This is a genomic window from Arthrobacter sp. UYCu712, from assembly GCF_040547005.1.
In the GTDB taxonomy this organism is placed as follows: domain Bacteria; phylum Actinomycetota; class Actinomycetes; order Actinomycetales; family Micrococcaceae; genus Arthrobacter.
Map to the genome: position 1 here is coordinate 381,614 of NZ_JBEPOZ010000001.1, position 20,574 is coordinate 402,187.

Sequence of the window (20,574 nt, forward strand, 5' to 3'; positions counted from 1 at the left end):
AGCGGCGGCGGGATGCCGTCAGGTGCCCGTCCGCTCATGTGGATAAAGGGGCCCGGTCCGTGGTTCCGATCGACCCTCGGGTAGGCTAGAGCAGCAGACAATGCGCAACATTGGGCTGCCCGCATTCGAACCAGGAGAGTTTGTGACCGCTGACCTCGTCATCGTAGGGTCGGGCTTCTTCGGCCTGACAATCGCAGAACAGGCCGCCACTGAGCTGGGCTTGAAGGTCGTAGTCATCGACCGCCGCCACCACATCGGAGGCAACGCCTACAGCGAAAAGGAAGAACAAACCGGCATCGAGGTGCACCGCTACGGCGCGCACCTGTTCCACACCTCCAACGAGCGTGTGTGGGAGTACGTGAACCGCTTCACCACGTTCACCAACTACGTGCACAAGGTTTACGGCGTGCACAAGGGCGAGGTCTACTCGCTGCCGATCAACCTGGCGACAATCAACCAGTTCTTCCGGGCCAACCTCACCCCCGGCCAGGCGCGCGAGCTGATCAAGGACCAGTCCGGCGAGCTCGCCGGCACCGATCCGCAGAACCTGAACGACAAGGGCATCCAGCTCATCGGGCGGCCGCTCTACGAGGCGTTCATCAAGCACTACACCGGCAAACAGTGGCAGACGGATCCCAAAGACCTGCCGGCCGGCATCATCTCCCGCCTGCCCGTGCGCTACAACTACGACAACCGGTACTTCAACGACACCCACGAAGGCCTCCCGACCAACGGCTACACCGCCTGGATCGAGAAGATGGCCGAACACCCGAACATTGAAGTCCGGCTGAACACCGACTTCTTCGACGAGTCGCACGAGTACAGCAAGAACAAGGTCGTCGGCCAGGTCCCGGTGATCTACACCGGTCCCGTGGACCGCTACTTCGACTACGCCGAGGGCGACCTCTCCTGGCGCACCATCGACTTCGAAGAGGAAGTGCTCGACGTCGGAGACTTCCAGGGGACGTCCGTGGTCAACTACAACGACGCCGACGTGGCCTACACCCGCATCATCGAACCGCGCCATTTTCACCCCGAACGCGATTACCAGACCGAGAAGACCGTCGTCATGCGGGAATTCTCGCGGGCCGCGGAAAAGGGCGACGAACCGTACTACCCGATCAACACGGCCGCGGACCGCGAACGCCTGCTCAAGTACCGCGACCTCGCGGCCGCCGAGCAGGATGTCCTCTTCGGCGGACGGCTCGGCACGTACAAATACCTGGACATGCACATGGCCATCGGCTCGGCCCTGACCATGTTCGACAATCAGATCCGCCCGCACTTCGAAGCCGGCGCCAAACTCGAAAGCGGGGGAGTGGACGCATGAGCTCCGCAAACGTGACAGACAACTGGAAGACAATCCAGCGGGTCATCCTGCCCTCGGCAGACCAGCCGGACACCGTGTCCCTGTACGCGGACGCCGGCAGTGCCAGCGGCATCCGGCTGCGGGAGAACGACGAGCTCGCGCGCACGCCGAAGCTGCCCGAAGAGAAGCTGCAGATGTTCAGCTCCGGCAGCCGCGAGGCGCACTTCGAAGACCTCCTCACCCGGCATTCCATGCGGGTCCGGTCCGGTGAGCAGATCTCGTTCGGCACGTACTTCAACGCGTTCCCGGCGAGCTACTGGCGGCGGTGGACGTCCGTCCGGGACATCCGCCTGGTGGTCAGGACCAGCGGCATCGGCACCGTCACCGTCTTCAAATCGAACGCCCGCGGATCCGTCCAGCGCGTTGACGGCAAACACGTCGACGGCGACACCACCTCGGTGTTCGAACTGTCCCTGAAGCCGTTTGGCGACGGCGGCTGGTACTGGTTCGACCTGGCGGCCAGCTCTGCTGATCTCGTCCTTGAGGACGGCCAGTGGGAGACTACCGGGGGACCGGCCACCAGCGGCCAGGTCACGCTCGAAATCACCACGATGAACAAGCCGGACTTCTGCCTCAACAACGCCCGCATCCTGTCCGAAAACCCGGATGTCCTTGAGAACGTCAAGGAAATCCTGATCGTGGACCAGGGCACCCAGAAGGTGGAGGACCAGGAAGGCTTCGCGGAGGTCCGCGAATCCCTCGGCGGTAAGCTCCGCGTCATCAACCAGGCCAACCTCGGCGGCTCCGGCGGCTTCGCACGCGGCATGTATGAGGCCGTGGAGAACGGCAGCGACTACGTCCTGCTCCTGGACGACGACATCGTCGTCGAACCGGAAAGCATCGTCCGGCTGCTCACCTTCGCAGACTTCTGCCGCAAGCCCACGATCGTCGGCGGGCACATGTTCGATCTTTACAACCGAAGCGTTCTGCACACCTTTGGTGAGGTCGTGGATCCCTACCGGATCGTGCCGTCCGCGCCTCATGCCGATATGGAGGTCCGTCACGACTTCAGCGTGGCCAACCTGCGCCAGACCGCCTGGCTGCACCGCCGCGTGGACGTGGACTACAACGGCTGGTGGATGTGCCTGATTCCCACCCGGGTGATCAAGGAAATCGGCTTGTCGCTGCCGCTGTTCATCAAGTGGGACGACGCCGAATACGGACTGCGCGCCCGTGAAGCCGGCTTCGCCACGGTGTCGCTGCCGGGAGCCGCCGTGTGGCATGTGTCCTGGATCGACAAGGACGACCTCGTGGGCTGGCAGGCCTATTTCCACGAGCGCAACAGGCTGATCACCACCCTGATCCACAGCCCCTACCCGAAGGGCGGGCGGGTGCTGCGCGAATCGGTGCAGGCGGACGTCAAACACCTTGTCTCGATGCAGTACTTCACCGAACACGGCAGGATCGAAGCCCTCAAGGACATCTTCGAGGGACCCCACGAGCTGCACAAGATCCTGGCTTCGAAGCTGCCCAAGATCAACGCATTGAAGTCCGAGTACCCGGACGCGCAGTTGAAGGACGACGTCGACGACTTCCCGGCCCCGAAGCTGGGACGCGGCCCCATGGGCGGCACCGTCGTCGGGATGCCCAATAAGAAGGACCTGATTCCCTGGGGCATCAAGACCGTCGCGCGGCAGCTGATGAAGGCGCCCGAGCCGGAAAGCGCCGAGAGGCCGCAGGGCTACCTGGCGCACCGCGACAACCGCTGGTTCAGGGTCGCGCACTACGACAGCGTGGTGGTTTCCAACGCCGAAGGCACCGGCGCGTCCTGGTACCAGCGGGACCCGAAGAAGCTCAAATCCATGCTGACCGAAGCGACCCGCCTGCATCTGCGGCTGTACCGTGAATGGGACAGCCTGGCCGAGCAGTACCGGTCCGCCGTGGCCGACATCAGCTCGATCGATTCGTGGAAGAAGACGTTCGAGGCGCATTCCAAGGATGGCAACTAGATGGCCGGTGAGACCGACCAGCTCGTCAAGCCCGGAAGCGGGCGCGGACTCCTCGACGTCTACGGAGACCGGTTCCTGCTGAAGCTGCTGGTGCGCAAAGAAATCAAGGTGCGCTACCGCGGCTCGGTGCTTGGGCTGCTGTGGTCGTACGTCAAGCCGCTCGTGCAGTTCCTGATCTACTTCGTGGCGCTGGGCATCTTCCTTAACCTCCAGCGGGGCACGCCGAACTACGCGATCTACCTCTTCGCCGGCATCGTCCTGGTGAACTTCTTCACCGAGTCGCTGTCGAACGCCACCCGGTCCATCGTGGACAACCGTGATCTCATCCGGAAGATCTACCTGCCGCGGGAATTGTTCCCCGTGTCCACGGTGTGGGTCTCGGCCGCCCACTTCCTGCCGCAGCTCGTGGTGCTGATCGGTGCCTGCCTCGTGGTGGGCTGGAGGCCGTCGATCGTGCAACTGGCATCCGTCGTCCTGATCTTCGTGATGGTGGCGGTTCTCGCCACCGGCCTGGGGCTCCTGTTCGGGGCCATGAATGTCTACTTCCGGGACTCCGAGAACATCGTGGACATGATCGTCATGATCGTCACCTGGGCTTCCCCAGTCCTGTACGTCTGGTCGATGGTCCAAGGCGTGATGGGGCCGTGGTTCTGGATCTACCAGCTGAACCCGATGACGGTCGCCGTCGAAGTCTTCCACTGGGCTTTCTGGGAACCGACGCTCAAACCCGACCAGATGGTGAGCGGAACCATGCCGCCGGGCCTGCTGACTGTCTGGCTCCCCGTCTCCATGCTGGTGACGCTCGGGGTGCTGTTCCTGGGACAGCTGACGTTCCGCCGGCTCGCCATCCACTTTGCACAGGAGCTCTGAGATGACTGCGCACGGCCATGTTGCCATCAGCTGCGAGGGAATCCGGAAGCAGTTCGTTCTGCGTCACACCCGGTCCCTCAAGGAAGCCCTCGTCTGGCTCGTGAAGGGCCGCAAGGGGGATCTGTCCAAGAAATTCCTGGCCCTCAAGGACGTCTCGCTCGAGGTCAAGCAGGGTGAAACTGTTGCCCTGCTGGGGCTCAACGGCTCCGGCAAGTCCACACTCCTGAAGCTGATCTCCGGTGTGCTGCAGCCCGACGGCGGCACGGTGCGGACACGGGGCCGCGTCGCGGGCCTGATCGAAGTCGGGGCGGGATTCCACCACGACCTCAGCGGCCGCGACAACGTCTACCTCAACGGTGCGATCCTCGGGATGACCGAAAATCAGATCGACGAGAAGTTCGACTCCATCGTGGAATTCTCCGAGATCGGCGAGTTCATCGACACCGAAGTGAAGTTCTACTCCTCGGGCATGTACCTGCGCCTGGCGTTCTCCATCGCGGTGCACACGGACCCGGAAGTCTTCCTGATCGACGAGATCCTCGCCGTCGGCGACGAGCCGTTCCAGCGCAAGTGCATCGCCAAGATCAAGGAACTCTCGGACAAGGGCAAGACGCTCTTCGTCGTCAGCCACGACCTGGACCTGGTCGCCACCGTCTGTGAGCGCGGTGTCCTCCTGGATCACGGCGAGATCGTGATGGACGGGGAAGTGCACGACGTCGTTTCAGAGTTGCGCCGGCGCTCCCTCAGTGAAACCTAAGCATTCCAAGCCTGTGAAGTAGAGTTACGTAGTCTTGTAGACCGACGCCTCGCTAGCAGTATCCGTCCCGAATCGTTGAGAGTGGTGTTTCCTTGTCCTGGTGGCAGTCTTTGCCAGTGATCCTTCTTGCCGTGCTGGCGTTCATCCTGCCCGGCCTGATTCTGTCCCTGGCCATCCGGATACGCGGCATCAACTCGGTGCTGCTTGCCCCGGCGTTCACTGTCGGCGTGGGAGGATTCCTGGCCACGGTCTATCCCTTCGTGGGTGTTCCGTGGGGGCCGGCCACGTTCCTGGCCGGGGTCGTTGCCGTCTCGGCGGCCGCGTGGGCGATCCGGAACGCCGTCATCCGGAAATCGCCGGAGCCGGAAGCTGAGCCCCAGCGGCGTTCCATGGTGCTTGCCGCCGGGCTGGGAGCCTTGGGAGCGGCCCTGCTCATCGGGGTCCAGATGGGCACGGCGATGATATCGCCGGACTCCATCTCCCAGACGTATGACAACGTCTTCCATCTGAACGCGGTCCGCTGGACGATGGAAACGCATAATGCGTCGCCGCTCAATCTCGGAGCCTTCACCGGCATCAGCGCCTATCCCTCCGGCTGGCACGGCATGGTGGCGATCGTCGGGGAACTGAGCGGCGCCACGATTCCGGTCGTGGTGAACGCCACCAACATCGCGATCGGTGCCGTCGTCTGGCCGCTCGGCTGCCTGTACCTCGTCCAGGCAGTCGCCGGCCACAGGATCACGACGACGGTACTGGCCTTCGTTTTCGCGGCAGGCTTCTCGACGTTCCCCATGCTGATGATCGACTGGGGCGTGCTGTACCCCAACCTCTTGTCGATCTCCGTCCTGCCCGCCGCCATCGGCATGGCCTTGACCGCGCTCGGTCTGGGCCGGCACCACCGGCAGAGTTCGGTTGTGGTCTGGCTCAGCCTGGGAGTCGGCGTCGCCGGCGTTGCGCTGGCGCACCCCAGTACCTTGATGGCCTTCCTGGCATTCATGATCCCCCCGAGCGCGGCCGTCTACTACTTCAAAATCCGCCGTCTCTGGCCGCAAAGGTCCCCTACCGGACGACGCAGCATCATCCTGCTCACCGTGGCGTTCCTGGGCTGGCTGCTCGGCCTTGCCGTCCTCTGGGGTTACCTCCGGCCGCCGGAAGGTTCGGCCGACTGGCCCGTCGTGGAGACCCCGGCCCAGGCCGTCGGAGAGCTGCTGCTCAACGCACCACTCGGCCGTCCGTCCCAGGAGATCGTCAGCATCTGCCTGTTCGTCGGGCTGTGGCGGCTGTGGGCGCTCAAAAGCCGACGCTGGCTCATCGGGATCTATGCCATCGCGGCATTCTTCTTCTTCCTTGCCGCCGGCTACAACGGAATTCCCCGCTTGTTCGTCACCGGCGTCTGGTACTTCGACAGCAACCGACTTGCCGCACTCCTGCCCGTGGCGACCATGGGCCCCGCTGTCATCGGCGCGTCCTTCCTCATCGATGCCGGCCGCAGGTGGCTCAGCCGGAGGGACCAGTCCAGGACGTCCGGATTGTCCCGCTTCGCCCGAATGCCACAAACCCCCAGAGGCGTCATGGCCTCCTCGCTGGCCGCCCTCGCGGTGTTGGTCGTCGTGACGCAGACCGGCATCACCACCTTCGCTGCGGAGCACGCCCATTGGCAGTACAGGAGCGACGAGCAGTCGGCACTGCTGTCTCCCGAGGAGCGAAAGATGCTCGAACGCCTGGCAGACGGCGTCGAGCCGGGCGCGGCGATTGCCGGACTCCCCAGCAGCGGCACCTCCCTGGCGTACGCCTTCTCCGGACGATCCGTGATCCAGCCCCACATCCTCACCACCCACGGCTCCGACGTCGACGTGGTCAACGCGGGGTTGAAGGACGCGGCCACGTTCCCGGGAGTCTGCGAGTCGGTCCGCAAACTGAACGTGAAGTACGTTCTGGACTTTGGTACCCGGACCGTCACCGGCACGCTCGCCGGCTACGGCGGAGTCATGGACCTGGAGCCGAACGAAAGCCTGGAACTCATCGACCAGGAGGGGCCGGACGTCAGGCTCTTCAAGGTCCGCGCCTGCTGGGACTAGCCGGAAACAGAAGGCCGCGTCCGGCATCCGGGACGCAGCCGACGTTGTTGCCAACGGGGCATGAAAACAAGGAGGACCTCCCATCGGGAGGTCCTCCTTTGCGTTGCAGCCCCGCAGCTTGCAGCCCTGCGGTTGTGCAGGCCTGCGCCGCGGCCCGGTCTGTCAGGATCCGGGCTGAGTGCTTTCCGCGGGGGTCAACGCCGGGCTGGGCGCCGGGGCCAGGGCTGCGGCGGGGGAAGCTTCGGGACCGGGCCGGGCGTCGTTGTGGTCCTTGCGCCGGACACGGCGCATGACAGGACGTTCAATCCACAACCAGCTCGCGATTGCCGTAGGCACTGTGAGCACCGTGGCGGCCAGGCTGAAGCCGATGATTCCCCAGTGGTGCGCGCCGAACACGGCCAGCAGCTGCTGGAAGGCGAACGCATAGATGTAGACGCCGTAGGAGACGTCGTTTTTCCCGATGACGCGGGGCTGGGGGAGCCACGTCGAAATCCAGAGCGTGCCGTAAGCCACGAAGGCTCCGGAGGCCTGGCCGCCCCAGGCGGGAAAGAGCGAGACCAGGCACAGGGCAGCCAGGATGCTGAGGACGCCAAGTATCCAGTGGATGCCGATGGTGTTCCGCCACACGAAGACCGTTGCTCCGCCGAGGAAGAAGGGCAGGAGCCGCAGCAGCAGGACGACGTCGAAGTTTCCGTCGGTCAGCCGGCTCACGGTATCGATATTGATCTGTGCCACAACGCTCGCGACGAACAGGATCGTCACAGGCCAGGGCGAGCGGCGGAAGACCGCAAAAATGCCGATGAGGGCAACAACGATGTAGCAGACGAACTCGTAGTACAGGCTCCAGAGCGAACCGTTCCAGGCCCCGGGGTACGGCACGTTCAGCGGAGTCCCCGCGATGTCGTAGTGGACCATCTTCAAACCGGCGTTGGAGATCAGGAAGTTCAGCGGGCTCGTCGCGGTCGACAAATAACCGGACAGGTTTCCCTTGGCGACCCAGTACCCGATGGGAGCAAAAACGGCGGTCATCAGGAAAAGGCAGACGATGAAGGCCGGCATGATCCTGGCGAGGCGGTGCACCAGGTAGTCACCCAGCCCATGGGACCAGCGGCTGGCCGTGATGAGATACCCACTGATTCCAAAGAAGCCGGCGACGGCCCAGCCGCCGAGGCTTTCGCCCGCGAACACGGGCTCGTCGGGTGTTCCACTCAGCGGCCAGCTGTGGTGCACCAGGACAGCCAGGGCAAGGACCAGCCGGATCAGATTGAGGCTGTTGGTGCGAGGATTGAACTCTCGCCCCACCAGGAGTTCCGATTTTCGTGAGTTCAAGGGTACAAAATCTCCGGAGAAGAAAGGCACGCGCGGCCATGGTCGGCGAGGCTACGGAACAACGGTTTCTACGGAGTTCCCCTCAGGTCAGTGATTTGCTCCCAGCATGGCCACACGGAATGATGGACGGATGCGCGGAATCATACTGGCCGGCGGTACCGGATCTCGACTCCATCCCATCACGATGGGTATCAGCAAACAGCTAGTACCAGTCTACGACAAGCCGATGATCTACTACCCCCTGTCCACTCTCATCCTCGCGGGCATCCGCGACATCCTGATCATCACCACTCCGCACGACGCCGAGCAGTTCTACCGGCTCCTGGGAGACGGATCGCGCTTCGGGGTGAATCTGACCTACAAGCAGCAGCCGAATCCGGATGGTCTGGCGCAGGCCTTCATCCTCGGGGCGGAGCACATCGGCGAGGAAAAGGTCGCACTCGTGCTCGGGGACAACGTGTTCTACGGCCAGGGCATGGGCACGCACCTGCGCAAGCACGCTGACATCGACGGCGGCGCAGTCTTCGGATACTGGGTCAAGGATCCGGGCGCCTACGGCGTCGTCGAGTTCGACGATGAGGGCCGCGCACTGTCGCTGGAGGAGAAGCCGGCGAAACCCAAGAGCCACTACGCCGTCCCCGGCCTGTATTTCTACGACAACGAGGTCGTGGAGATCGCCAGCGGCCTCAAGCCCTCGCCCCGGGGCGAGCTGGAGATCACCGACATCAACAAGTCCTACCTCGCGCGCAACAAACTGCACGTTGAGATCCTGCCGCGTGGCACAGCCTGGCTGGACACCGGAACAATCGATGATTTGAACGACGCTTCGAACTTCGTGCGGACCGTGGAAAACCGGCAGGGCCTGAAGATCGGCGCGCCGGAAGAAATCGCGTGGCGCGTCGGGTTCCTTTCGGACGATGAACTGCGCGAACGGGCCGAGCCGCTCCTGAAGAGCGGCTACGGGGCGTACCTTCTCGGTCTGCTGGAAAACTAGCTGCGCGTGAACACGGATCCCGCAGAATCCCCTGAGGCTTTGAGGCCCGGCACCGGCCCGGGGGAGAAGACGGCGTCCCGGGGCAATGTCTCCTTCGTGGGCCTCTCGTCGATCTTCGCCGCCGGCAGCGGCTACGCCATTTTCGTCCTCGCGGCCCGGGTCCTGCCGGTGGAGCAGAACGCTGACTTCCTGGCGTTCTGGGGTGTGCTTTTCGGCCTGTTCGGCGTGATGACCGGTCTGATGCACGAAGCGACCCGGGCCGTGAAGTCGGCCTCGATCAAGGCCCGGACCGCCGCGGACCGGGGCGCCCCCATCATCGGGTCTTCCCTCCTGATCGGTGCAGTTGCCGCAGCCGCGGTCGCGGCGAGCGGCGCGTGGTGGATGCCGGGCTTGTTCCCGTCGCCGTCGACCGTGTCCCTGTGGGTCGGCCTCAGCCTTGCCGTGCTGCTCTACGCGGGCCACGTCGGCCTGGCCGGAACGCTGGGCGGACGGGAAAACTGGAGCCGATACGCCGCGCTGACCACAGCGGAATCAGGCGTCCGCCTCGTCGTGGTGGCTGCCGCCGCGTTGTTCGGTTTCGGGTTGGGCGGCCTGGAGCTTGCCGCGCTGTCCGGGACCCTCGTGTGGCTGGTGTTTGTCTTCGCCACCGCACGGGGCAGGGCGGCGCTGAGCCAGCGGGCCGACGTCGGAATGGGCGAGTACCTCCGCCGGTGCGGGTATTCGATGGCGACCGCCGCGTCGAACGCTGTCCTCATCACCGGATTCCCGGCGCTCATCAAACTGATGTCGGACGACGCCGAATTCGCCGGCGCCGCACCGCTGCTGCTGGCGGTCTCCCTCACTCGGGCTCCCATCCTGATCCCGCTGCAGGCGTTCCAGGGCCTGGTCATGACCAAGCTCATGGGTTCCGGCCGCCAGCTACACCGCGTGCTTCTTGCGCCACTGGGCCTGATCGCCGTCGCCGGTTTGGTGGCCGGTGTGCTGGCAGCAGTCATCGGCCCCTCGATCATGCTCATCTTCGGACCAAGCTATGCAATCGACGGACTCTGGATCGGGCTCCTGACAGTCGACGCCGCCCTGCTGGCCGTCGTCACCCTGACGGGCACGGCAGCCCTTTCCGCCGGTCAGCACCGGGTCTACCTGGCCGGATGGTTCACGGCGACGGTGGTCTCCGTTGCGCTCCTGACCGTGCCTGCGCCGTTAGACTTGAAAGTGGTCTGCAGCCTCGCGGCGGGTCCCCTCGCCGGTTCAGCGGTGCATCTTTGGGGGCTCTGGGCGGACCGGCGTAGGGGCAACCGCTCACCTGCAGAAGAGAAAGGGATCTGACCAGCGTGCTGAATGCTCCGACCATTTCCGTAATCATGCCGTCGTACAACGTCGCCTCGACCGTGCTGCGCGCGATCGACAGCGTGCTGGCGCAATCGTATGAAAATTTCGAACTGCTGATCGTCAACGACGCATCGACCGACGATACCGAAGCAGTGGTCAAGGACAAGCTCGCCGCCGTCCCGGACCACCGGCTGCGCCTCATCACGTTGCCCGCCAACGTCGGGCTGTCCGGCGCCAGGAACGCGGGCCTGGATGCTGCCGCCGGCGAATTCGTCACCTTCCTCGACGCCGACGACGAGTATCTCCCCGAATTCCTCCAAACCATGGCCGGCGAAATGGCCGGGGATGTCGACATCGCCGTCGCCGGACATATGGTGGTCCGCCCCGACGGATCACAGGCACCGCGCCACAGCCGGTTCCTCGGCGAATGCTCCGGCGAGCAGGCCATGCGCCATGCAATGTCGGACCGCCTGACGCCGTTCACGTGGGACAAGCTCTACCGGGCGTCGCTGTTCGCCGGTGTCAGGTACCCGGTCGGGTCGACCCGGTTCGAAGACATGACGGTCAACATCATCCTGTACCCTCGGGCACGGAAGATCCGGAGCGTTGAGCGTCCGATGCACCGGTACTACATCTCCGCGCAGTCCCTGACCTGGGGCCGGATTCCCACCCGGTCCGACACGGACCTGGCCTTGCGGGACCTCGACGCGCTCCTACCCCAGCGGCTCCGGTCCGGAAGCAACGGACGGTTCTACGCGAGCATGAGGCTGCTCATCACCCTCATCACGGCCCAAAGCGCGATCATGAAACTGAAGAACCAGCCCGCCGCGCAGGAGACCATTGACGACTGCCGCCGCGCGCTGACGTTCCGGCAAATCGCCCTGACAACGCTGACCCGGCCGCCGTTCGCCGCCGCCGCGCTGCTCCTGAAAGTCTTCCCCCGGCCGTTTGCAGCCCTCTACATCAGGCATTCCGCCGCCAGCTACGGGCTGGCCCAGTGAGCCACTGGCCGGCCGACGCCGCCCCTTCGCGGGCTTAGTTCAGCATTCCTCATTGGTATAGATTGGTTTATATGTCCCGCCCCCCCTTCACGCGCGCGCTTGTCATCATGCCGGCTTGGAACGAAGCAGAGTCAGTAGCTGCAACAGTCCGCGAGGTGCTGGCACAGCCGGTCTCCTACGATGTCCTCGTCGTCAATGACGGATCAACGGATGCGACATCCGCAGCAGCGGCCGCCGCCGGCGCCCAGGTCCTTGAGCTGCCGTTCAACATCGGAGTCGGCGGCGCCATGCGGGCAGGTTTCAAATACGCCCAGCGGCACGGCTATGACGCCGTCATCCAGGTCGACGCCGACGGCCAGCATGACCCCAGGGACATCCAGCGGGTGCTCGACGGTTTGGCCCACGCCGACATATCGATCGGCGCGCGGTTTGCCGACAAAGGCAACTACGTCGTACGCGGACCCCGCAAATGGGCCATGGTCTTCCTTGCCCGCGTCATCTCCGCGATGGCCGGCAAGAAGCTGACCGACGTCACGTCCGGCTTCAAAGCGGCGAACAGCCGCGGGATCTCCCAGTTCATTGACCACTATCCGGCCGAGTACCTCGGAGACACCATCGACTCGCTGGTTGTGGCCATCAAGTCGGGTTGCGTTGTCACCCAGGTGCCCGTCGAGATGCGTCCGCGGCAAGGCGGCCAGCCCAGCCACAACCCGGCAAAGGCCGCTGTGTATCTTGGCCGGTCCGTGTTCGCATTGCTGTTCGCGCTTACGCGCAAGCCCTCCCACTTAGAAGACCGGAAGGTCTTCACCGAAGGGATATGATCATGGGCATCTTCGTGGCCTTCGTTTTGGCACTCCTGATAGTCGTAGTTATTTTTGAGATGCTCCGCCGTAAGGTCCTGCGGGAAAAGTACGCTGCGCTGTGGCTCGTTGTCGGTCTCGCGACGCTGGTCCTGGCGGCGTTTCCGCAGTTGCTGGCCGGAATCGCCAAGTCACTCGGCGTGCAGGTCCCGTCCAACCTGCTCTTTGCGCTCAGCATCCTCCTTGCTCTGGGCGTCTGCCTGCACCTTTCGTGGGAGATTTCCGTGGTGGAAGACGAGACGAGGGTCCTGGCCGAGGAATCGGCGATCCTCCGCGCTGACCTGGAACGCCTGGAAGCGCGGCTCGACGCCGATCTGGCGCGTCAGCACGGCGCAGCAGAGGGCCTCAAAAAACCGATCGAATAACGCAAGAATTCAGCACCGGACCAGGGACAGGGTCCATCCGGTGCCCATCTGCAGCTCTAAAGAACGGACCAGCAATGGCAGTCGATATCTTCGTTCCGTACTGGGGCGACCCCGCGTACATGAAGGAAACAGTACAAAGCGTCCTGGAACAGGACAACCCGGATTGGCTCCTGACCGTCGTGGATGACGCCTATCCTGATCCTGAGATCACGAACTACATGGCCTCCATCACCGACCCCCGCGTCAAGTACGTCCGGAAGGACGTCAACGAGGGCATCACGGCGAACTACCGGAGCTGCGTTGCGATGGCGACCCAGGACATCATGGTGATCCTGGGCTGCGATGACGTCCTCCTGCCGAACTACGTGGATGTGATCGCGCACGCGCACGCCCAGTTCCCGGACGCCGCCATCATCCAGCCGGGTGTCCGCGTCATCGACGGCGAAGGCCGGCCCACACGCACCCTCGTTGACGTCGTCAAGCAAAAGCTCGTCCGGCCCCGCGGCGGCGGCATGCAGATCCTGGCAGGGGAGGCAATTGCCTCGAACCTCATGCACGGCGACTGGCTGTACTGGCCGTCCCTTGCGTTCCGGACGGAGAAAATCCGCGAGGTCGAATTCCGGGATGGCTTCCCCATCATCCAGGACCTCGCCCTGGTCATGGACATGATCTACCGGGGCGCCCAGCTCCTGGTCGTCCCGACAGTCTGCTTCTCCTACCGCCGGCACTCCAACAGTGCGTCGTCGGCCAAGCTGATCGACGGGTCCCGGTTCGACGGCGAGCGGGGCTACTTTGCAGTCGCTGCAGCGCAGGCCAGGGAACTCGGCTGGAAGAAAGCCGAGCGCTCGGCGAAACTCAGGCTGACATCCCGGGCCCACGCGTTCGCGCTCCTGCCGAAGGCTGCCGTGCGTCGCGACAAGGCGGGCTGCTACGCCCTCGCCCGCCATTCGATCGGTTCCTAACAACACGCTCCGAAAGGTCCATTGTGTCCCAAACCAGTAATGCCCTTCGCCCCGGTGGCACCGTCGTCGTCACCGGCGGTGCTGGATTCATCGGCTGCGCGATTTCCCCGGCCCTTGTCGAGAATTTTGACCGGGTCGTTGTTGTAGACAACCTGCACCCCCAGATCCACTCGAGCGGAGCCCGCCCGGCCGCACTCGACAGCGGCGCCGAGCTCGTGGTCGCAGACGTCACCCACGCGGAAACATGGGACCAGCTGCTCAAGGACGTGACACCCGACGTCGTGATCCACCTGGCCGCCGAAACCGGCACCGGGCAGTCCCTCGAAGAGTCCACGCGGCACGCACACGTCAACGTCGTCGGCACGACCCAGCTGCTGGACGGCCTCAACCGCAGCGGCCGGCTGCCCCGCCGCATCGTCTTGTCCTCCAGCCGGGCGGTTTACGGCGAGGGTGCCTGGCGCAGGCAGGACGGATCGCTGTTCTACCCGGGCCAGCGGACCAGCGAAACCCTGGACCAGTCGCAGTGGGATTTCCCCGATGCGGAACCGACCGCGATGAAGGCTTCGGAGATCTATCCGGCGCCGGCCAGCGTGTACGGTGCAACCAAGCTGGCACAGGAGAACATCCTGCAGACCTGGGCAGACGCCTACGGCGTGGAGACCGCCATCCTCCGGCTCCAGAACGTGTACGGTCCGGGACAGTCGCTGATCAATCCCTACACCGGCATCATGAGCCTCTTCTGCCGCATGGCGAAAAGCGGAAAGTCCATCCCGCTGTACGAAGACGGCGACGTCCGCCGCGACTTCATCCTGATTGACGACATCGCCTCGGCGATCGTCGCGGCCGCCACGTCGGCTGACGTGTCCAAGGAACCGCTGGACATCGGATCCGGCGAGTTCCAGACCATCGGCACCGCAGCGCAGCTGATCGCCGGCCACTACGGTGCCCCGGAACCCCACGTCACGGGCCAGTACCGGCAGGGCGACGTCCGCCACGCCTGGGCGGACATCGAGGCCGCCCAGCGCGTGCTGGGCTGGAGCCCTAAGGTGAACCTGGCCGAGGGAATCGAACGGCTCGCCACGTGGATCGACGAACAGCCGGACGTGCAACCCGCCTGATCTGCCACGGGACACAAAAGGGGGCAGCCGCTGATGCGGCTGCCCCCTTTTTGTGTCACGTCCCGGACCCTGGATCAGTCGGTGGGTCCCAGCAGCGGTTCCAGCGATTCCCACGTGTCGGTGTTGCAGGAATTGTCCGCGCGGAAACTGTTCCGCACCGACTTGTCCTTCACCTGGCCAAACACGTCGGCGATATCCTGGTGCCCGGTCCCGCGGCACTCCTCGTCCGACTTGGCCAGCTCGCGTTCGAGCAGGTCCGGGGACTCCGTGACGAGCCGGCAGGCCTCGTCGCCGTCGGGAACGTCCGTACCGTCCACTGCGGAGGAACCGACGCAGACGAGGTGATGGGTCGACGCCAGGCCCGCGTTCTCGGGAAGCAGCGTCACCGTCAGCCGAACGTCCGGGTCGCCCGCGGGCGCCGGGTATGGCGTGGACACCGTCGCAGTCGGGGTGGCTTTGGGCGTCATCGTGGGCCGGTTCTTCGAATCGTCGATGCTGCAGGCGGTCAATAGGGCGGTCGTGGCAACGAGGGCAATCGTTACCGAAAGAACGGGTCGCATGAAGCTCCTTGGCTGATGTACAGCCTCTACGTTACCGGATCTGCGCAGCCGGTCCCGGGGAGGGCAGATAGGCTGTATGGATGCAGAAACTCCTCGTCACCGGCGGTGCCGGTTTCATCGGTTCCAATTTTGTCCACTACGTACTGGAGAATACGGACCATCAGGTCATCGTTCTCGACAAGCTCACTTACGCCGGCAACGTGGAATCTTTGACCGGCCTGCCCGGGGACCGCTTCCGGCTGGTCGAGGGCGACATCTGCGATGCCGGCGTCGTTGACCGGCTGGTCGCCGAAGCTGACGTCGTGGTCCATTACGCAGCCGAATCGCACAACGACAACTCGCTGCACGATCCGCGCCCGTTCCTGGACACGAACATCATCGGCACCTACACGCTGATCGAGGCTGCCCGCAAGCAGAACAAGCGCTTCCACCACATCTCCACTGACGAGGTCTACGGCGACCTCGAACTGGACGATCCGGAACGCTTCACGGAAGAGACGCCGTACAACCCGTCCAGCCCGTACTCGTCCACCAAGGCCGGCTCTGACCTGCTGGTGCGCGCCTGGGTGCGGTCGTTCGGCCTGCAGGCGACCATCAGCAACTGCTCGAACAACTACGGGCCCTACCAGCACGTGGAAAAGTTCATCCCGCGCCAGATCACCAACGTGATCGACGGGATCCGGCCCAAGCTCTACGGCAAGGGCGAGAACGTCCGCGACTGGATCCACGCCAACGACCACTCGTCCGCCGTCCTGGCGATCATCGACAAGGGCCGGATCGGCGAGACCTACCTGATCGGCGCCGACGGCGAGAAGAACAACAAGGACGTCGTCGAACTGATCCTCAAGCACATGGGCCAGGGCCCGGACGCCTACGACCATGTGGTGGACCGCCCCGGCCACGATATGCGGTACGCGATCGACTCCACGAAGCTCCGCGAGGAACTCGGCTGGGAGCCGCGCTTCCACAATTTCGACGCCGGAATCGAGGACACCATCGCCTGGTACCGGAACAACGAGGACTGGTGGCGCCCGCAGAAAGCAGCCACGGAAGCCAAGTACAAGGAACAGGGCCAGTAAGTAATGTCGATCGAATTCTCGAAAAAGCTCACAGCGCACGAAACTCCGATCCCCGGCGTCGTCCTCTACGACCTTCCCGTCCACGGCGACAACCGGGGCTGGTTCAAGGAGAACTGGCAGCGGGAAAAGATGGTGGCCCTGGGACTGCCGGACTTCCGCCCGGTGCAGAACAACATCTCGTTTAACGAGTTGGCCGGGACCACCCGCGGGATCCACGCCGAACCCTGGGACAAGTTCATTTCGGTGGCCACCGGACGGATATTCGGTGCCTGGGTGGACCTGCGCGAAGGCCCGTCCTTCGGCGCGGTCTTCACCGCGGAGCTGAACCCCAGCCAGGCCATCTTCATCCCGCGCGGCGTGGGTAACGCGTTCCAGACCCTGGAAGACAACACCGCCTACACCTACCTCGTCAATGACCACTGGTCCGCCGACGCGCAGGGCCAGTACACCTTCCTGAACCTGGCCGACCAGACCGCCGCCATCGCCTGGCCCATCCCGCTGGAGCAGGCCGAACTCTCCGACAAGGACAAGGCACACCCCCGCCTGGCTGCGGTGGTGCCGATGCCGGCGAAGAGAACACTTGTGGTCGGCGCTGACGGCCAGCTCGGCAAGGCCCTTCGGAAAATGTACGACGGCGACGCTTCCGTCGAGTTTGCCGGCAGGAGCGAGTTCGACCTGGCCAGCGAAGATTCCTTCGAGGCCCGGAACTGGAAGAACTACTCCACGGTCATCAACGCGGCCGCCTACACTGCCGTCGACACGGCGGAGACGCCCGAAGGCCGGGCCGCCGCCTGGGCCGTCAACGTCACGGCCGTGGCGCGCCTGGCCCGCACCGCCGTCGAGCACGACCTGACCCTCGTCCACGTGTCCTCGGACTACGTCTTCGACGGAACCCGCACCACGCACGGCGAGTCCGAACCCGTGGCACCGCTGGGCGTCTACGGGCAGACCAAGGCCGCGGCAGACGCCGTCGTCAGCGTCGTTCCCCGGCACTACATCGTGCGCACCAGCTGGGTCATCGGCGAGGGCAACAACTTCGTCCGGACCATGGCGTCACTTGCGGAGCGCGGCATCGAACCGTCCGTCGTCGACGACCAGATCGGGCGGCTGACCTTCACGGAGGACATCGCCGCCGGCATCAGGCACCTGCTGGCGTCCGGTGCGGACTACGGCGTCTACAACCTGAGCAACGACGGCGAACAGCAGTCGTGGGCGGACATCGCCGCGGACGTGTACGCGCTCCTCGAACGTCCGAGGTCCGCAGTCACCGGCGTTTCCACGGCAACGTATTTTGCCGGAAAGCCCGCCGCACCCAGGCCGGCCGGCTCCGTCCTCGATCTGGACAAGATTAAACTGGCCGGATTCAGCCCGCGGAGCGCGGCCCGCGCGCTGGAAGAATACGTGGAAAGATTGCACTAATCCTGCGTTAGCCGGGCGGTGCGGGCGCCCCGGCAATCTGAAGTTCCTGAATAGCCCTTTACCTTTGCTTCCACCCTTTAGTATGTTGTGGGCGCACATGGCATATTGCGCGGCCTGCCGTCAGACAGGTCACGCTTAGGCCCTGTGCCACAACTGAAGATAAAAAAGGGGGGGCTTTGCAGAGTCCTAAAATTGCTGGGGTGCAACGGTCAATGCGTATGCTCAGGTTTTTGATTTTCCGCAGGCTTTTGGGGATGGCTTTGGTGGCCGTCCTTTCAATGGCCACCATCGGTGCGGGCGTGGCCTCAGCCGCGCCCCTCAGCAACGATCCGGCTCCGGTTCCTCCGCCCGTTTCCGACCTGATTCCGACGCCCCCGGTGGCCCCGGGGACGGCCCGGCCCCGCGCCGAATTCGCCGGACAAATCGGGGTCACGGTGGTCAGCGTGCAGTTGGCCGACAAATCTGTCAAGGACGTCCAGTCAATCTCCCTCGACGCTGCCAGGAAGTCGGTTTCTGCCGCAAGCGGCTATTGGAGCTCGACGAGCAATAACAAGATATCGATGAACGTCGCCCGGACAATTGAGGGCTTTAAGTCCTCCGCACGATCGACGGATTCCTTTGAAGTGATGATGGGGACCATCAGCCGGGAGCTGAAGTGGTCCTACGACGCCAACACTGTGCTCGTCGCCTTTGTCCCGCATCCCGACCTCAATTACCAGGGCTCGGGGGGAATCCAGGGCGGCGGCTGGTCCAGCGGGAACGGCAGCGGCCGAATCCTCATGCCGATGCCGGGCGGATTGACCAACAGTGTTGTGAGCCACGAGTTCGGGCACGTGTTTGGCCTGATGCACGCGAACAGCCTGCAGTGCACCAACGGCAAAGCGGACGTTTCCCGCACTACCCGCCAGACCTGGGCCGACAGGGCCTGCACGTCCCGGGAGTACGGCGACAGCACGGACATCATGGGCGTGAGCCAGTATGCGCAGCCGGCCCTGAACGCCGCACTGTTCGATTTTGGCGGGTTCGGGCGCGGAGACGAGATCCGGAATCTCGGCACCGTGAAAGGGAAGAACAGCTTCACCCTCAACGCCTGGGGCGGCAAAGAGGCGAAGCGCGCACTGAAGTTCACCGATCCGACAACCGGCGAGGTCTACTACGTGCAGGTCCGCCTGCCCGTCGGATACGACGCCGCGACCGCGGCTTCCGGCAACAAGGGATTGGAGTTCCTCAAGGCCGACCTTGGATCGGGCGGTGCCGCCTCGGTGCTGATCCCGCCGTCGACCCTGCCGTTCCTGGGCTGGTACAACAAGAACCACGCCTGGCAGGCAGGAAGCACGTTCACCACCGACGGCGGAGTCCAGATCTCCGTCAACTGGGTTTCGCAGGCGACAGCGAATGTCACCGTCACTGAGCCGCCCTCCAGCACTGTGCAGATCAGGGCCGCAGCAGCACGCCACCCTGAACTCGGTGCCGCAACCTCCGGAATCATCAAGGGACTCAAGGACGGCGGCGCCTACCAGATGTACCAGGAGGGGGCCGTGATCTGGTCACCCAAAACCGGTGCGCACGCTTCACAAGGACTGCGCGGGGTATGGCAGAAGTACGGGGTCGAAAACGGCAGGCTCGGCTATCCGCTGACCGATGAGTATTCCACCGGCGGCGGCGGCGTAACCCAGGACTACCAGGGCGGCGCCATCACGTGGGCGCCGGGAGCAGGGGCACATGCCCTGCTTGCCTCCATGGCGGACAAACACCGCTCGTTCGGTGGAGCCAGCGGCACACTCGGCTATCCCTTGACCGAGGAAATCAAAAGCAGGGACAACGGCACCTACCAGGAGTTCCAGCGCGGTGTCATCCACTGGAGCCCGGCCACGGGAGCCAGGGTATCCCAGGGCGATATCCGGTGGGCCTGGGGAGCAACCGGCTATGAGTACGGGAACCTGGGCTACCCGGCGAGCGACGCTTCCTGCGGCCGGCTGGCCGGCGGATGCCTCCAGTGGTACCAGCGGGGCTCGATCATGTGGTCGCCCCAGTCCGGGGCACGCGTTCTGACCGGCGGCATCGCCGGCACCTGGTACGGGATGGGAGCCGAGGGAAGCATCCTGGGCTATCCGACCAGCAATGAGGCCGGCGGGTTGAAGAACGGCGGCGTCTACCAGATGTTCCAGAACGGCGCCATCATATGGTCCCCCACCACCGGATCATGGGCGTCCACGGGCCCGATCCGGAATGCCTGGGCGAAGTCCGGCTTGGAAAATGGCCGGCTCGGATACCCGGTGTCGAATGAGTACCCGATCGGTTCGGGGGCGACGGAACAGCAGTTCCAGGGCGGGTCCATCAAATGGCTTCCATGGTGGAACGACGTCTCGATCAGCTACAAGTAAGTCCCCAGCGGGCGTGGATAGCGTCCGGCACTCCTAGGGTGTGTTGCTAAACCCTTTGAAGGTTGATTTCCGTCAGGCTTGATTCATGGCAGCAAGGCAGGAAATTTCTGACAAGGCATGGGCTGTGATGGCACCGCATTTCCCGGTTTGG

17 protein-coding genes are annotated in these 20,574 nt (G+C 64.3%); 15 read left to right on the plus strand and 2 right to left on the minus strand.

The features are described 5' to 3' along the window. Window positions 1-142 precede the first annotated feature (142 nt). The 5 genes from glf to ABIB51_RS01875 all read left to right on the plus strand — a co-directional run bounded on the left by glf (window position 143) and on the right by ABIB51_RS01875 (window position 7,023). A complete protein-coding gene (gene glf, locus ABIB51_RS01855) occupies window positions 143-1,330 on the plus strand; it encodes a UDP-galactopyranose mutase (RefSeq protein WP_354184867.1) in 1,188 nt (395 codons plus the stop codon). Then, a complete protein-coding gene (locus ABIB51_RS01860) occupies window positions 1,327-3,318 on the plus strand; it encodes a glycosyltransferase (RefSeq protein WP_354184869.1) in 1,992 nt (663 codons plus the stop codon). The genes glf and ABIB51_RS01860 overlap by 4 nt, the downstream gene beginning before the upstream one ends. Next, window positions 3,319-4,188, plus strand: coding sequence for an ABC transporter permease (locus tag ABIB51_RS01865; protein WP_354184871.1), 870 nt, complete (start codon window positions 3,319-3,321; stop codon window positions 4,186-4,188). It abuts the gene before it with no gap. A 1-nt stretch (window position 4,189) separates the two neighbouring features. Further along, window positions 4,190-4,945, plus strand: a complete 756-nt coding sequence (locus tag ABIB51_RS01870; protein WP_354184873.1) for an ABC transporter ATP-binding protein — start codon at window positions 4,190-4,192, stop codon at window positions 4,943-4,945. Between the two features lie 116 nt (window positions 4,946-5,061). Continuing rightward, complete coding sequence (locus ABIB51_RS01875) at window positions 5,062-7,023, plus strand: DUF6541 family protein (protein ID WP_354184875.1); 1,962 nt, start codon at window positions 5,062-5,064, stop codon at window positions 7,021-7,023. Window positions 7,024-7,185: 162 nt separating this feature from the next. Here ABIB51_RS01875 and ABIB51_RS01880 read toward each other — a convergent pair whose 3' ends face one another. Continuing rightward, window positions 7,186-8,352, minus strand: a complete 1,167-nt coding sequence (locus ABIB51_RS01880) for an acyltransferase family protein (protein WP_354184877.1) — start codon at window positions 8,350-8,352, stop codon at window positions 7,186-7,188. 130 nt (window positions 8,353-8,482) lie between these two features. Between ABIB51_RS01880 and rfbA the strand changes: the two genes are divergently transcribed. The 7 genes from rfbA (at window position 8,483) to ABIB51_RS01915 (ending at window position 14,981) form a co-directional block, all read left to right on the plus strand. Next, on the plus strand, window positions 8,483-9,346 hold the full coding sequence (gene rfbA / locus ABIB51_RS01885; RefSeq protein ID WP_354184879.1) for a glucose-1-phosphate thymidylyltransferase RfbA: 864 nt from the start codon (window positions 8,483-8,485) through the stop codon (window positions 9,344-9,346). A 6-nt stretch (window positions 9,347-9,352) separates the two neighbouring features. Beyond that, the gene (locus ABIB51_RS01890; RefSeq protein ID WP_354184881.1) at window positions 9,353-10,672 is read left to right on the plus strand and encodes a polysaccharide biosynthesis protein; all 1,320 of its coding nucleotides are present in this window, start codon (window positions 9,353-9,355) and stop codon (window positions 10,670-10,672) included. A 5-nt stretch (window positions 10,673-10,677) separates the two neighbouring features. Next, complete coding sequence (locus ABIB51_RS01895) at window positions 10,678-11,676, plus strand: glycosyltransferase family 2 protein (protein ID WP_354184883.1); 999 nt, start codon at window positions 10,678-10,680, stop codon at window positions 11,674-11,676. Window positions 11,677-11,747: 71 nt separating this feature from the next. Further along, window positions 11,748-12,497, plus strand: a complete 750-nt coding sequence (locus tag ABIB51_RS01900; RefSeq protein WP_354184885.1) for a glycosyltransferase family 2 protein — start codon at window positions 11,748-11,750, stop codon at window positions 12,495-12,497. A gap of 2 nt (window positions 12,498-12,499) precedes the next feature. Further along, complete coding sequence (locus ABIB51_RS01905; protein WP_354184887.1) at window positions 12,500-12,901, plus strand: DUF2304 domain-containing protein; 402 nt, start codon at window positions 12,500-12,502, stop codon at window positions 12,899-12,901. 74 nt (window positions 12,902-12,975) lie between these two features. Continuing rightward, on the plus strand, window positions 12,976-13,863 hold the full coding sequence (locus ABIB51_RS01910) for a glycosyltransferase family 2 protein (protein WP_354184889.1): 888 nt from the start codon (window positions 12,976-12,978) through the stop codon (window positions 13,861-13,863). A gap of 23 nt (window positions 13,864-13,886) precedes the next feature. Continuing rightward, complete coding sequence (locus ABIB51_RS01915; RefSeq protein ID WP_354184891.1) at window positions 13,887-14,981, plus strand: NAD-dependent epimerase/dehydratase family protein; 1,095 nt, start codon at window positions 13,887-13,889, stop codon at window positions 14,979-14,981. 74 nt (window positions 14,982-15,055) lie between these two features. Here ABIB51_RS01915 and ABIB51_RS01920 read toward each other — a convergent pair whose 3' ends face one another. Next, complete coding sequence (locus ABIB51_RS01920; protein WP_354184893.1) at window positions 15,056-15,541, minus strand: hypothetical protein; 486 nt, start codon at window positions 15,539-15,541, stop codon at window positions 15,056-15,058. An 80-nt stretch (window positions 15,542-15,621) separates the two neighbouring features. Between ABIB51_RS01920 and rfbB the strand changes: the two genes are divergently transcribed. The 3 genes from rfbB to ABIB51_RS01935 all read left to right on the plus strand — a co-directional run bounded on the left by rfbB (window position 15,622) and on the right by ABIB51_RS01935 (window position 20,423). Continuing rightward, window positions 15,622-16,620: a dTDP-glucose 4,6-dehydratase gene (rfbB, locus tag ABIB51_RS01925; RefSeq protein ID WP_354184895.1), complete on the plus strand. Its 999-nt coding sequence runs from the start codon at window positions 15,622-15,624 to the stop codon at window positions 16,618-16,620. 3 nt (window positions 16,621-16,623) lie between these two features. Next, on the plus strand, window positions 16,624-18,039 hold the full coding sequence (locus tag ABIB51_RS01930) for a sugar nucleotide-binding protein (protein WP_354184897.1): 1,416 nt from the start codon (window positions 16,624-16,626) through the stop codon (window positions 18,037-18,039). Window positions 18,040-18,293: 254 nt separating this feature from the next. Next, window positions 18,294-20,423 (plus strand): zinc-dependent metalloprotease family protein, encoded by a 2,130-nt coding sequence (locus ABIB51_RS01935; protein ID WP_354184899.1) that lies wholly within the window; start codon window positions 18,294-18,296, stop codon window positions 20,421-20,423. The last annotated feature ends 151 nt before the right edge of the window (window positions 20,424-20,574 follow it).